Origin of the sequence: Clostridium puniceum (assembly GCF_002006345.1) — a bacterium.
Lineage (GTDB): Bacteria > Bacillota > Clostridia > Clostridiales > Clostridiaceae > Clostridium > Clostridium puniceum.
The window spans coordinates 1-12,867 of sequence record NZ_LZZM01000245.1; the positions used below are offsets into that span (position 1 = coordinate 1).

At 29.0% G+C, this 12,867-nt stretch carries 12 protein-coding genes and 1 rRNA gene; 6 read left to right on the forward strand and 7 right to left on the reverse strand.

Annotation, left to right across the window (positions count from 1 at the left end):
• From CLPUN_RS26370 to CLPUN_RS26385, 4 genes are all read right to left on the reverse strand, one after another.
• Positions 1–71 (reverse strand): 16S ribosomal RNA (locus CLPUN_RS26370); the annotation flags it as partial.
• An 804-nt stretch (positions 72–875) separates the two neighbouring features.
• The gene (pdxT, locus tag CLPUN_RS26375) at positions 876–1,451 is read right to left on the reverse strand and encodes a pyridoxal 5'-phosphate synthase glutaminase subunit PdxT (protein ID WP_077850159.1); all 576 of its coding nucleotides are present in this window, start codon (positions 1,449–1,451) and stop codon (positions 876–878) included.
• 1 nt (position 1,452) lies between these two features.
• Complete coding sequence (gene pdxS, locus CLPUN_RS26380) at positions 1,453–2,322, reverse strand: pyridoxal 5'-phosphate synthase lyase subunit PdxS (RefSeq protein ID WP_077850160.1); 870 nt, start codon at positions 2,320–2,322, stop codon at positions 1,453–1,455.
• Between the two features lie 96 nt (positions 2,323–2,418).
• Positions 2,419–3,378: a TRM11 family SAM-dependent methyltransferase gene (locus CLPUN_RS26385; RefSeq protein WP_077850161.1), complete on the reverse strand. Its 960-nt coding sequence runs from the start codon at positions 3,376–3,378 to the stop codon at positions 2,419–2,421.
• A gap of 588 nt (positions 3,379–3,966) precedes the next feature.
• Here CLPUN_RS26385 and CLPUN_RS26390 point away from each other — a divergent pair.
• The 5 genes from CLPUN_RS26390 to CLPUN_RS26410 are packed head-to-tail and all read left to right on the forward strand — an operon-like array spanning position 3,967 to position 8,475.
• Positions 3,967–5,127, forward strand: a complete 1,161-nt coding sequence (locus CLPUN_RS26390) for an ABC transporter substrate-binding protein (protein ID WP_077850162.1) — start codon at positions 3,967–3,969, stop codon at positions 5,125–5,127.
• Between the two features lie 26 nt (positions 5,128–5,153).
• Positions 5,154–6,029 carry a branched-chain amino acid ABC transporter permease gene (locus tag CLPUN_RS26395; RefSeq protein WP_077850163.1) on the forward strand — a complete coding sequence of 292 codons (876 nt, stop codon included), beginning with the start codon at positions 5,154–5,156 and terminating at the stop codon, positions 6,027–6,029.
• A gap of 9 nt (positions 6,030–6,038) precedes the next feature.
• Positions 6,039–7,004: a branched-chain amino acid ABC transporter permease gene (locus CLPUN_RS26400; RefSeq protein ID WP_077850164.1), complete on the forward strand. Its 966-nt coding sequence runs from the start codon at positions 6,039–6,041 to the stop codon at positions 7,002–7,004.
• Between the two features lie 4 nt (positions 7,005–7,008).
• Positions 7,009–7,767 (forward strand): ABC transporter ATP-binding protein, encoded by a 759-nt coding sequence (locus CLPUN_RS26405; RefSeq protein ID WP_077850165.1) that lies wholly within the window; start codon positions 7,009–7,011, stop codon positions 7,765–7,767.
• A gap of 3 nt (positions 7,768–7,770) precedes the next feature.
• Complete coding sequence (locus tag CLPUN_RS26410) at positions 7,771–8,475, forward strand: ABC transporter ATP-binding protein (protein WP_077850166.1); 705 nt, start codon at positions 7,771–7,773, stop codon at positions 8,473–8,475.
• 301 nt (positions 8,476–8,776) lie between these two features.
• Here the strand turns inward: CLPUN_RS26410 and CLPUN_RS26415 are convergent, their stop codons facing one another.
• On the reverse strand, positions 8,777–10,555 hold the full coding sequence (locus CLPUN_RS26415; RefSeq protein WP_077850167.1) for a GGDEF domain-containing protein: 1,779 nt from the start codon (positions 10,553–10,555) through the stop codon (positions 8,777–8,779).
• A 271-nt stretch (positions 10,556–10,826) separates the two neighbouring features.
• Between CLPUN_RS26415 and CLPUN_RS28320 the strand changes: the two genes are divergently transcribed.
• On the forward strand, positions 10,827–10,976 hold the full coding sequence (locus CLPUN_RS28320; protein ID WP_198944418.1) for a hypothetical protein: 150 nt from the start codon (positions 10,827–10,829) through the stop codon (positions 10,974–10,976).
• Between the two features lie 112 nt (positions 10,977–11,088).
• Here CLPUN_RS28320 and CLPUN_RS26420 read toward each other — a convergent pair whose 3' ends face one another.
• Together CLPUN_RS26420 and CLPUN_RS26425 are read right to left on the reverse strand one after the other, a co-directional pair.
• Positions 11,089–12,525: a DUF4153 domain-containing protein gene (locus CLPUN_RS26420; protein WP_077850168.1), complete on the reverse strand. Its 1,437-nt coding sequence runs from the start codon at positions 12,523–12,525 to the stop codon at positions 11,089–11,091.
• Positions 12,526–12,602: 77 nt separating this feature from the next.
• Complete coding sequence (locus CLPUN_RS26425; RefSeq protein ID WP_077850169.1) at positions 12,603–12,812, reverse strand: helix-turn-helix domain-containing protein; 210 nt, start codon at positions 12,810–12,812, stop codon at positions 12,603–12,605.
• Positions 12,813–12,867: the final 55 nt, after the last annotated feature.

Below are 12,867 nucleotides of genomic sequence, written 5' to 3' on the forward strand. Positions count from 1 at the left end.
CATCGCTCGACTTGCATGTGTTAAGCACGCCGCCAGCGTTCGTCCTGAGCCAGGATCAAACTCTCAATTAAAAGTTTAATCTTAGCTTACTCAAATAAAAATTGCTGGTTTACTTAAATGTACTTATATATTCTGTTCAATTTTCAAAGACCATTTACTTTCACAACTTTCGTTGTAACTTTTTGTTTTTTGCTGTCACCCTCAAGCGACTTACTTAGTTTATCACTTGATTTTGATATTGTCAACAACTTTTTTTAATCTTTCAAACTCTTTTTTCAAAAGGTTTTTCTCAGATTCTCTTAAGTTGTTTACATGTCTTAGCGACGTGTTTTATCTTAACATATAAACTTATGCTGATCATTAGAAAATTCACCTTTTGTCGATTTTAAATTTATAATGCGCTAGTATTCTTTATATTTCTACTTTTTTCTATTATTGATACACCAGGTATAGTTATTGGGTTGCAAACCGTACAAATCAACTATTTCACCTTAATTGATTCTACATTTTTATAATTAATATTGTTCAACATTATTAATTTATACTACATAAAACTATAATTTTTACTATATATAATTATAGTTAATTTTAACTGTATAGCAAAATGAAACTATAAAGCTATTTGTATTTAAGTTATTTTTCTCATGTAAATGTTAGCAATAGCAAAATTAAATATCTGCAAATAATTCTTTTAAAAAGAGTTGCTTACTATAAAATTAGGATACAAATTTTCGTATCATATCAAATTATAACCTCCAACTCTTTTCATATATATATTGTAATTAATTTTATAATTACAATCCTTACACTAGCATTCACTCATTATATTAAAATTCGAATGCTTAGCTAAATCATAATATATAAATCTTAATTATTTAAATTTCTCCTGGAGTGCTTTTTAAGAAATAGCTTAGAAAACTTAAATCGTCTGTTAATTCCGGATGAAAAGCTGTAACTATAATATTTTTTTGTTTAGCTGCTACAATCTTATTATCTACCTCACATAAAATTTCTACAGTTTCTTTAACTTCTGTAATATATGGTGCTCTAATAAAAACAAGTTCAACATTTTTATCTGACACTTCTTTAATTCCCTTACGAATTTTAAAACTATCTATTTGAGTTCCAAATCCATTTCTTTCTACTTTAATATCCATGGCCTCAAGATATTTTTCTTCTTGTGCCTCTATTTCATTTGCTAATAATATCATTCCTGCACATGTTCCCCAAGTAGGCAATCCACTTTTTATTTTTTTCTTTAATGGTGTTATTAATCCGGTCACCTTAAGAAGCTTACCAATAGTAGTACTTTCTCCTCCTGGAAGTATTATGGCTTCAATATCATTTAAGTCTTCTTCTTTTTTTACTTCAATACCAATATGCCCTAATAACTTTATGTGATTTAAGTGTTCAATTACACCACCTTGGAATGATAAAACTCCGACTTTCATTTTACCATCCTCTTTCAGCATACTTTGTAGCTGCTTCTGTTGAATTTATGCCACTCATAGCGCCACCTAAATTTTCTGAAACCTCTGCTAATTTTTTAGGATCATTATAGTATGTTGTTGCAAGAACTATTGCTCTAGCTCTTTTTTCTGGGTTATCCGATTTAAAGATACCTGATCCTACAAATACTCCTTCACTTCCTAATTGCATCATAAGTGCTGCATCTGCTGGAGTTGCAATTCCACCTGCTGCAAAATTGACTACTGGAAGCTTGCCATTTTCCCATACATATTTAACCAAATCATATGGTGCACCATAATTTTTAGCTATAGTCATAAGTTCCTCTTTTGATGCTTTTTGTATCTCTTTAATTTGATCATTCATTGTTCTCATGTGGGTAACAGCATTAACTACATCTCCAGTTCCTGCTTCCCCCTTAGTCCTTATCATTGATGCACCTTCACCAATTCTTCTTAATGCTTCCCCAATATTAGTTGCTCCACAAACAAATGGAATCTTAAAATCTTCTTTATTTATATGATATTTATCATCTGCTGGCGTAAGTACTTCACTTTCATCTATAAAGTCAACATTTAGTGCTTCTAAAATTTGCGCCTCTACAAAATGTCCTATTCTAACCTTTGCCATAACTGGTATTGAAATAGCTGCTTGAATTTCTTTTATCATTTTAGGATCTGACATCCTAGCTACTCCACCTTCTTTTCTTATATCAGAAGGAACTCTTTCAAGTGCCATTACTGCACATGCTCCAGCTTTTTCTGCAATAATTGCTTCCTCCTTATTAGTTACATCCATGATTACTCCGCCCTTCAACATTTGAGCAAGATTTTTGTTTACTGATTTTCTTTCCATTTATAATCCCCCTTTTCAAACTGTTTATATAATAAAATATGTATGGATACATTGCAAATGTATCCATACATATCCTGTTGCTCTTATTTAATTTTTCTATTCACAAATATTTATATATCTCTTAAATTTGCCTTTACAAACATAGGATTTTTGAGTGATTTTAAACCCTGAATTAATAATATGCTTATCCATGTCTTCAAAAGTAACTATAACTAATTTCTTTGTAATTCTACGAGCTGTTTTCATAAGAGCTATTTGTTCTTCAAGAGTTGTTGCAGTAAATAAACCATATGGTAAATCTATTATAGCCGCATCATAGTTTTCTTCTATAGTATGCATATCACCGCTTACTATTACATTTTTATATCCAAAAAACTCCACATTTTTTTGGGCATTTTCTGCTATATGTCTATTAATTTCGTATCCTCTTACATTAACTCCCATCGAAAGAGCCTCAATAACAACTGTTCCAACTCCACAACATGGATCTATTAATCTACAATCTAAATCATTTTCAACTGCTATATTAACTAGTGCTCTAGCAACTCTTAAACTCAATGAATTTGAATATGAATAAGGTTTCTTATCATGAATATGCCATTGATAATCATTTCTTTCATATTCCCCTAATATCCATATGCCATTTACCTTAGCTACTCCAATCATAACTTTTGGGTTATGCATTCTAGGTTCTCCTATTATAACAAAACCTATCTTACTAATACTTGTAAGTCTTTCTTCATAAGTTATATTCGCATTTTCAACTTTTATATAGCAAACCTTAAAGTCATCATATGATAATCGATCCTGTGCAATCCTTTGTAATATTTTCTCCAGTGAATCCTCTTCATATATTATTGAAATTTTATCTTTTATAAATGGACTTCTTGATGGATTAATAGAATAATCTGAAAATATATATTTTTCAGCAGGAATTTCGTTGAAAAGACAGCTCATTTCCATCTTACATAATTCTTCTTCAAATGTGGGATAATTAATAGAGTAAAAGTACTTTCTATTAATATTTACATTTTTTATATTTAAATTTTTATTCAATTTATTTCAACCTCTTCACTTTCTAATATATTTAATTTTATTATTATATTAATTCTTTGTCCTTTTTGTAATTTACAATATAAAAATATTTTATATCTAACATGATAATTCATATTATTGCAGTTGCCAATTTTTTAATACTATTATATTTTGTTTCCTTGAATATAAACAATTATAGTATTATAACACATTTATATAAGGTAAAATTCAGCTAATATATCAATTTAAGTATCCTTATAGTAGATTATATATTATTACTAATCATCTTACATATGATGAAAACTAAAAACATAAATGAAGTTTCATAATATAAATATTTTTATTTCCCTCCTAATTTAGTATTTACTACATATTTTTCAACTAGAACTTTATTATGTAAGTTATTTAACATGGTGATACTGTTTTCAGACACTTTTTTATTATATTTAATATAAAATATTAAATATCATTCTTGTAGTTCCTTATTCGATATGATATTATATCAATAATATAAGCATTCATAATATGATAATTTATTAATATATTCTTATTTTCTTAATCAAATTATCATATTAACATTTTGATTTGTTTTAAAAGAGGAGGATAATTATGAAAAAGACTTTACTTTCAGGAGTTTTAGCTTCTGTAATGGCTATTACATTACTTGCTGGTTGCAGTGGAAATTCTGGATCAGGGGCAAGCAGTTCCACAGGGGATACAATTAAAATAGGAGCTATAGGACCATTATCTGGTGCAGCATCTACTTATGGTATTTCCGTAAAAGAAGGGGCTCAATTATTAGAAAAAGAAGTTAACAGCGCAGGGGGCATTAACGGTAAAAAAATTGAATTTATTTTTGAAGATGATCAAGCTGATCCAAATTCATCAATGCAAGCTTTTAATAAATTAGTTGATTCTGAAAAGGTATCTGCAATATTAGGACCTGTTACATCAGGTGCAACACTTGCAGTTGCTCCAAATGCAACATCAAAACAAATACCAATGATTACTCCAACTGCTACAGAACCAACAATAACAAAAGTTGGTGGTGATTATATGTTCAGAGGTTGTTTTGTTGATTCTTTCCAAGGTGACGTTCTTGGTAAATATGCTAGTGAAACATTGAAGTATAAAACAGCTGCTGTATTATACAATTCTGGTTCAGATTACTCAAAAGGAATAGCTGATAGCTTTAAAGTAAAATTTGAAGGTGCTGGTGGAACAGTTGGTGAATTCCTTACTTACAATGATAAAGATACTGATTTTAAAGCTCAATTAACTAAAATTAAGACTTTAAATCCAGATGTGATAGTGTTACCTGATTACTACAATGTTGTTGGTCTTATTGCTAAGCAAGCTAGAGACATGGGAATAACATCACAGTTTCTTGGCGGAGATGGTTGGGAATCAGAAGAATTAACAAAGATTGGTGGCGATTCTGTAAATGGAGCACTATACATCAATCACTATTACTCTGGTGACCAAGATGCCGCTGTAAAAACATTTGTTGATTCTTACAAGAAAGAATACAATAAAGAACCAGATGCTTTTGCTGCTCTTTCATATGATACTTCTAAAATTTTAGTTAAAGCAATCGAAAAAGCTGGCAAAACAGATGGTGCTGCTATTAAAGATGCTTTAGCCGGAATGGAAATGAACAGCGTTACTGGTAACATCAAATTTGGTAGTGATAGAAGTGCTATAAAAAGTGCTGCTATTATAAAAGTTGATGGAAATAAAAAAGCTTTAGCTGATAAAGTTAACTCTTAATATTTTAACATGGAGGAGGATATACTATGGAATTTTTACAACAACTTATTAACGGTTTAGCTTTAGGCAGTGTATATGCCCTCTTAGCATTAGGATATACAATGGTATATGGAATAATACAATTAATAAATTTTGCTCATGGTGAAATATATATGATAGGAGCCTTCGCAGGCTTCTATTCTGCTTCAACACTAAAATTACCATTAATACCGACATTATTGGTTGCAATGGCAGTTTCAGCCTTATCAGGAATAATTATAGAAAAGGTTGCTTATAAACCTTTACGAAATTCTCCAAGAATTGCTTTACTTATTACAGCAATTGGAGTTTCTTTATTCTTGCAAAACGCTATGAGATTATTAGTTGGATCTAATCCAAAGCCATTTCCTGATTTAATTAATGCTGGGAGTATTAATATAGGATCTATTCAAATTGAAGTTAAAACAATATTAATGTTTGGAGTTTCTGCACTTCTTGTTATTTTGCTTCAATTTATTGTTTACAAAACAAAAGTGGGAAAGGCTATGAGAGCATCTTCTCAAGATATGGAAGCCGCTTCTCTCATGGGTATAAATGTTAATAACACTATCTCTCTTACATTTGCTATAGGCTCTGCTTTAGCTGGTATAGCTGGAGTTTTAGTTGCAATATCTTACCCTAGCATTACTCCTTATATGGGAGCTATGCCTGGACTTAAAGCATTTGTTGCCGCAGTACTTGGTGGAATTGGAAGTATACCTGGAGCTCTTGTTGGTGGAATTGCTATTGGATTACTTGAAACTTTTTCTAAAGCTTATATATCAACAAACTTTTCAGATGCAATTGTTTTTGCAATTTTAATTGTAATACTTTTAATTAAGCCTGCTGGTCTATTAGGTAAAAAGATCAGTGTGAAAGTGTAGGTGTTAATTATGAAGAATTTTTTTAATAAGAAGACCATTACTATCATCTTAGGAGTTCTGATTACATACGCAGTTCTATTTGGCTTAATTAGTGCAAATGTTATTAACTCATATTATAAAGGAATTATTACTTTTTCCTTAATTAATATTATATTGGCTGTATCATTAAACTTAATAGTTGGATTTACAGGTCAATTGTGTTTAGGTCATGCTGGATTTATGTCTATAGGAGCTTATATCTCAGCATTAATGAGTCAAAAAGCGGGTATGCCATTTGTTGCTTCAATATTTATTGGTGCAATGATTGCTTGTATATTTGCGGCTTTAATAGGATATCCTACATTAAAGCTTACAGGAGACTATTTTGCAATAACTACCTTAGCTTTTGGCGAAATCATTAGAATAATCATTATGAATATCAATGTGGTTGGAGGTGCTCGTGGATTTACAGGAATACCAATAAAAACTACCTTTACAGTTGCTTTTATATTCATGGTACTTAGCATTATTGTAATAAAAAATATTATTAATTCATCTCAGGGTAGAGCAATGCTTTCTGTTCGTGAAAATGAAATAGCTGCTGAATCTATGGGCATCAATGCATTTAAATATAAAATGATGGCATTTATTATAGCTGCATTTTTCGCTGGACTTGCTGGCGGACTTTATGCTCACTATGCTGGATATATAAAACCTGATTCTTTCGATTTTAACAAATCAATAGATTATTTAACTTTTGTTGTATTTGGTGGTATGGGATCATTATCTGGTTCAGTTATTGCTGCTACAGTATTAACTTTCTTACCAGAACTTTTAAGAAGCATGGGCGATTTTAGAATGATTATATATCCATTGGCATTAATATTACTTATGATATTTAGACCTGAAGGATTATTTGGAGATAAGGAAGTATCTCTTAATATAATAAAAAATATATTCCCTAATAAAAAATCAAAGGACAGAAAGGAGGCTTAATTTAATGTTAGATGTTCAAAACTTATCAATTGTCTTTGGTGGATTAAAAGCAGTTTCAGATTTTAATCTTACAATAAACGAAAAAGAAATTGTTGGACTTATAGGACCTAATGGGGCTGGTAAAACTACAGTATTTAACATGCTAACTGGTGTTTATACTCCAACTGAAGGTACTATATCTTATCTTGGTGAGAAAATTCAAGGACTTAAGCCTTATAATATTACAAAAAAGAAGATAGCTAGAACTTTCCAAAATATTCGTCTATTTTCTAACCTTACTGTTCTCGATAATGTTAAAGTTAGTTTTAACTATAGAATAAATTATTCTCTTTTTGATTCTATATTTAGAACTCCTAAGTTTACAAAAACAGAAGCTGAGATTATAGAGAAAAGTGTTGAACTCTTAAAAGTCTTTTCTCTTGATACAAAAAAAGATGAATTAGCTAGTAATCTTCCTTATGGAGAACAAAGAAAGCTCGAAATCGTAAGAGCTCTTGCAGCGGAACCATCTTTATTATTATTAGATGAGCCTGCTGCTGGTATGAATCCTCAGGAAACAGTAGAGCTTATGGAGCTTATAAATTGGATTAAAGATAAATTTCATATATCAATTCTTTTAATAGAGCATGATATGAAGCTAGTTATGGGAATTTGCGATAAAATAGCTGTTCTTGACTATGGAAAGAAAATTGCTGAAGGTACTCCAGAAGAAATTAAAAATAACCCTAAGGTAATCGAAGCTTATCTTGGAGAGGGGGCTTAAAAAATGCTAAAAGTAGATAACATTAATCTATATTATGGCGTAATTCATGCATTAAAAGATATTTCCCTTGAAGTAAATCAAGGTGAAATAGTAACTTTAATAGGTGCTAATGGAGCTGGTAAAACTTCAACACTTAGAGCTATATCAGGATTACAACCATTAAAATCAGGTACAGTTACTTTCAAGAATTCAGAATTAAATAAAATTCCTGCTAATAAAATAGTTTCCCTAGGTCTTTCACATGTTCCAGAAGGAAGAAGAGTTTTTCCTCAATTATCAGTTTTAGAAAATCTAGAATTAGGTGCTTATTTAAGAAAAGATAAAGCTGGAATTAAGGAAGATATGGAAATGGTATTTTCTAAATTTCCAAGATTAAAAGAAAGAATAAAACAGCATGCAGGTACACTTTCTGGTGGTGAACAGCAAATGCTTGCAATAGGAAGAGCATTAATGAACAGACCAGAAATGCTTATACTAGATGAACCTTCAATGGGACTTGCACCTCTTGTTGTTAAAGATATCTTTGATACAATCGTTGAAATCAATAAGTCAGGCACAACTATACTACTAGTTGAACAAAATGCTAATATGGCACTTGCTATTGCACATAGAGCTTATGTCCTTGAAACTGGTAATATAGTTAAATCTGGTGATGCACAAGTTCTTCTTAATGATGAAAGTATTAAGAGTGCTTATCTTGGTGAATAATATTTAGTTTATTTTTCAATTAAATATTTATACTATTTTATTGTAAGTAAATATGTTATGCCAAGCACATAGAAAAATTATATTAAAAATAGAACCATGAATACAAAATTCTTTATTGTATTCATGGTTTTTATTTGTGAAATTTAAATTCATCATTTCTCTAATAAGTCTTATTTACATAATCTATATTCAAAAATAATATATTTCAAGGTCAAGTTAGAATAACTTGATTTTGCTAAAAAATTAGATTTGCAACTTATTTCTTTATGCTTTAGATATTAGTTACTATATTTTAAATCAGCTACAATATTATATAGCAGCTTCCACTATTTTGTTTACATTTCTTCTTTAACTTACTTGATTCTTTGGCTAAGGCATAAATGCTTGCAAATTCTCTTCTCTTATTGGTTATACCAGCAATAGATACTGAAACTAAGGGAAATTTTTCAACTATACCGTGCCTATTTTGAGCTGTTATATATCCATTATTTAAATCTCTTTCCTCATAACATTCTAATGCAAGTAACTTAAAATCCCTTATTATTCTTTCACATACTTTTTCTACGTCCCAGGAGCAAACTACTGCAATAAAATCATCACCACCGATATGCCCAATAAAATCACTTGACGAAATATTAGAATTTATTGCTTTTGCTAAAAATTTTATTATTTTATCTCCATTTTCAAACCCATATACGTCGTTATAAGGTTTAAAATTATCAATGTCAAAATATAATACACAATATTTTTCATTTGAAGAAATACACGTTTCAAGTGTTTGTTCAATTATTACATTGCCAGGAAGCCCTGTTAATGGATTTGAATGCCTAGCATTATCTACCTCTATTTCAATTGTCTTTTCAATCAAATCTTTTATTGTTACTATTCCATAATATTTAGAGTCTTTAGTTACTGTCACAAAATCATATAAGGTATCTTTTGTTCTTGCCATTGCAAGTTTTATAACCATATCAATTGGAACCTTATAATCAACGCTTAAAAAGCTTGTATTCATTATATTAGATATAGCTTTAGATGAATATAAACTATATCCATATTGTGACCCTAATTTGCTGTAAAATGAATTTCTTGTAACAACACCTTTTACTTCACCATCATCTACTATGCAAATTCCTAATAACTCTTGATTTTTTTTAAATTTAGAATCAACATTAGATACTAATACTTCTGACTTTAGTGATTCTGTCTTCTTTGATATACTACTAATATAAACATTGGCTATATTATATCCATATTGATCATTTTCCTTTATATTCATTGTCTTTATTGTATGGATAATCTCATCTTTAATTGGAATTATAGTTTCTTGAGGTCTTTGAATAAAATATCCTTGTCCATATTGAACTCCAATATCTATAAGTGTCTCAAGTTCTGCTTCTGTTTCTATTCCTTCTGCAATCAAATTAGCCTCTGTTAGTTTTGAAAACTCATACATGCTCTTAATTATAGCCTGTTTAGTTGAATCTTTGTCTACATCACGAACAAGTTCCATATCTAACTTTATATAGTGTGGCTTAACATGACATATTCTATTAAGCCCTGAATGTCCTGAACCTACATCATCAATAGCTATCTGATAATTTTGATTCTTGCAATATTCAATAGTTTCTATAAAGCTACTTATGGTTGTAACTTCATCTCTTTCTGTTATTTCAAAAATTATATTTTCACAATCTAGATTATATTTTTTTAAATATTCTCTCGTAAAGGAATCTTTAAATTTTAAACTATTAATTATTTGTGGATTAATATTTAGAAATATTTTAATATCTAATTTTTTCTTACAAATGTTTTCTAATGCTTTTGATCTAAATAACTCCTCCAATTCCCATAACTTATTGCATTTCTTTGCAATCTTTAAAAGCACCTCTGGATTTTGCATATAGGAATTTTGTGGACCTCTGCTTAACGCCTCATATCCCATTACAGTACCATCTGTAAGCGAAATAATAGGTTGAAAAAGCGACTTTATATTAGTAGTCTTAATTATGTTATAAAACTCTTCAAATTCATAATCCTTATAATTTTCCGTATATAAATTATCTTTTAAAAGTTCCACGTCCTATACTACACATCCTTTCTAAATAATTACCTAAAGTTATCTAATAGATACATTCAAAGCCATTCTTCCACACTCTCTAGATAAAATTGAAATATATTATCTTTTTTACTATTTATAATAGTAGACTTATGAAGTTAAACTATTGTTCTATTCATGTAAAATTGATGTAAAATTGATGTAAAATCCATAGATATACTTACAATAGGTATACATTTTTTTATATAGGACAAAATAAGTATCTCTAAAAATATTAAGGAGGTCTAAATTTATGGAAAATAAAGAAAATAATTCAGTACATGATATAGCTAAAAAGATGATAATTGATGGTGAGTCTTTTGATGTTATTATGGAAAAAACTCATTTAAGATTAAAGGATTTAAAAAGAATTCAAAGTGAAGAAATAAATCCAAAATTCTAGACTCCAATAAATATTAATTTCACAAACACATCTGTATCTAAAAAAATATACTACAACAAAAATATCCTATAGAATAGACAATTAAAAGTCCTTCTATAGGTATTTTTTTGATTCATTCCTTATTCTCAAGTATCTTCTTTCCATTATAATTTGGCAGATTCCACTCTTGCCACTTTGTTTTTCTATATATTCTAGTTTCATATTTCTTTAATATTGGTTTAATGGCATCAGTCTCTATCTTTATAAGAGATCCCAAAGCTGAATCACTTAATTGATAAAATGCACTTAGTGTATCCACCTGGTCTACTATATAAAGTTCTGCATCATATTCTGCTATTTTATAATCAATATTTGCATAATTTAACCCTAAAAACATAATTGTAAAACCAATAAATATATTCTTAGTAAGTTTAAACTTACTATAATATGTTTTTATCCCAATGAGCAATAAAATTATACACCTAACAATTAAAAACCAAGATACATAAACACGCATAATCGTAATTCCATATGCACTAATGTAAAGCCACATTTTTGAAAGTGCTGAAATCACTAAAAATAAAGTAAATGCTACAAGGTAATAAGTGCCCCCTTTAATAGCATTGCCCTTCTTCTTATTCCCTTCAACTTTAGTAAATAACGTTAATATTATAATTAAAAGCAAATTTATAATTCCTAAAGGAATACATTCAAAAAATCCTTTTCTAGCATATCCTGCAAAAGTATAATCTGCTGGTAAGATTCCTTTAAATGCTGATATAAAATAAGTAATTTGCGATAAGCAATAAATAATATACACAATGCAAAGAGAGCTAGTGACTGTAATAACTATAGTAAAATCAAATATTTGTGTTCTATTTTTTTCTTTTTGCTCATCTATCTTCTCCTTTTTATTTCTAATTCCATAAAAAAAGCTATACAATGGAAAAAATATAATTATAAAGACGACTACTCTTCTTAATATCCATCCTAAATCAAAATTAAATTTTTCTATTATCAATAATATTATGCTATTAAATGCTACATCAGTATTCATTAAAAGTATTGTAGTTATAAATATTATAGGTAGTCCAATTAAAAATCCTATGAAAACTTTTAAAACTACACTATTAGAATCCTTAGTTCCATTATTTATTCGTTCTTTAATTATATTAATAGGTTTTCCCATGTTCTTTATTGGATTTAATATTCCTAAAGGAACTATCTCTAAAAACCCTTTAAACGATAAATTTTCATAAGGATTAACTCCAAATTGTTGACTTGTATTTAGAATAATTAACCCATACAAAAACAATACATTGAGAAATTTCAGTAACATATTATCAAAGAATGCAAAACACAAAGCTGTCAAGCCTATGGGTACTAAAAGTATATTATTTTTAATGTTTTGCTTAATACCCAATATTTTACTTTGCCATAACATTAAAATATAATAAATAATTACCGCAATAGGTACAGCAATCCCCCATCCTCCAAAGATTAAAAGTTCCATAAATAGAATAGCTCCAATGGCTATTCCAATAATTGATTTCACATCTTGTTCTTTCATCCAATTACTCCTTCATTCTACTTATATTGATTGTTCTGTTAACTTATACTACAGAAATCTGCTTTAATAAAAATTTTTTAGTCTTCCTTCACATATTCAAATAAATCACCTGGCTGACACTCTAATACCTCACATATTGCATCTAATGTTGAAAATCTAATAGCTTTTCCTTTGTTATTTTTTAATATAGATAAATTTGCAAGTGTAATTCCAACTTTTTCTGAGAGTTCATTCATACTCATTTTTCTTTTTGCCAACATAACATCCAAGTTAACTATTATAGACATCTATATCACCTCTTCTAATCTCCGTAAATAAATTTTAATCCCAAGCTTTATTATT

What these genes read in the sequence shown, in the direction of transcription:
- pdxT (WP_077850159.1), bottom strand. Translation starts at nt 1,451, where the DNA reads ATGAAAGTCGGAGTTTTATCATTCCAAGGTGGTGTAATTGAACACTTA.
- pdxS (WP_077850160.1), bottom strand. Translation starts at nt 2,322, where the DNA reads ATGGAAAGAAAATCAGTAAACAAAAATCTTGCTCAAATGTTGAAGGGC.
- CLPUN_RS26390 (WP_077850162.1), top strand. Translation starts at nt 3,967, where the DNA reads ATGAAAAAGACTTTACTTTCAGGAGTTTTAGCTTCTGTAATGGCTATT.
- CLPUN_RS26395 (WP_077850163.1), top strand. Translation starts at nt 5,154, where the DNA reads ATGGAATTTTTACAACAACTTATTAACGGTTTAGCTTTAGGCAGTGTA.
- CLPUN_RS26400 (WP_077850164.1), top strand. Translation starts at nt 6,039, where the DNA reads ATGAAGAATTTTTTTAATAAGAAGACCATTACTATCATCTTAGGAGTT.
- CLPUN_RS26405 (WP_077850165.1), top strand. Translation starts at nt 7,009, where the DNA reads ATGTTAGATGTTCAAAACTTATCAATTGTCTTTGGTGGATTAAAAGCA.
- CLPUN_RS26410 (WP_077850166.1), top strand. Translation starts at nt 7,771, where the DNA reads ATGCTAAAAGTAGATAACATTAATCTATATTATGGCGTAATTCATGCA.
- CLPUN_RS28320 (WP_198944418.1), top strand. Translation starts at nt 10,827, where the DNA reads ATGGAAAATAAAGAAAATAATTCAGTACATGATATAGCTAAAAAGATG.
- CLPUN_RS26420 (WP_077850168.1), bottom strand. Translation starts at nt 12,525, where the DNA reads ATGAAAGAACAAGATGTGAAATCAATTATTGGAATAGCCATTGGAGCT.
- CLPUN_RS26425 (WP_077850169.1), bottom strand. Translation starts at nt 12,812, where the DNA reads ATGTCTATAATAGTTAACTTGGATGTTATGTTGGCAAAAAGAAAAATG.